This is a genomic window from Paraburkholderia sp. SIMBA_030 (assembly GCF_046535245.1).
In the GTDB taxonomy this organism is placed as follows: Bacteria; Pseudomonadota; Gammaproteobacteria; order Burkholderiales; family Burkholderiaceae; genus Paraburkholderia.
In genome coordinates this window covers 1-275 of record NZ_JAWRXB010000426.1, presented here as the reverse complement: position 1 = coordinate 275, position 275 = coordinate 1, and the positions used below count along the sequence as shown (strand labels likewise).

At 57.1% G+C, this 275-nt stretch carries 1 protein-coding gene; it reads right to left on the bottom strand.

Going from position 1 to position 275, the window contains the following annotated elements; all coding sequences use genetic code 11:
• Positions 1 to 275: hypothetical protein (locus SB772_RS40635; RefSeq protein WP_410838603.1), on the bottom strand; the 275-nt coding region annotated here is incomplete at both ends.

The following is a 275-nucleotide window of genomic DNA, read 5'->3' as shown; positions in this document are numbered from 1 at the left end:
ACGAGATGTCGAGAAATTCGTCCTGACTGCCGGGATTTTGGTGGCGGGCAAAACCTACCGGCAAATTCCCAGGGTTGTCTGGCGTGGCTTTCTGCCCGGGATCGATCAGGAAACCTAAGCGGGCGAGGTACTCGGGCGATGCGAATCGTTGTTGCGAGAAGGGCAGTTCGAGGGCGTTGAACCAGGCATAGCGCAAGCCTTTCACCTGGGTTCCCTGAGGCGTGAAGTAGTAAGTCTGGCGATCTTCGGCGCTCCATTGTTCCAGGTAATGCACC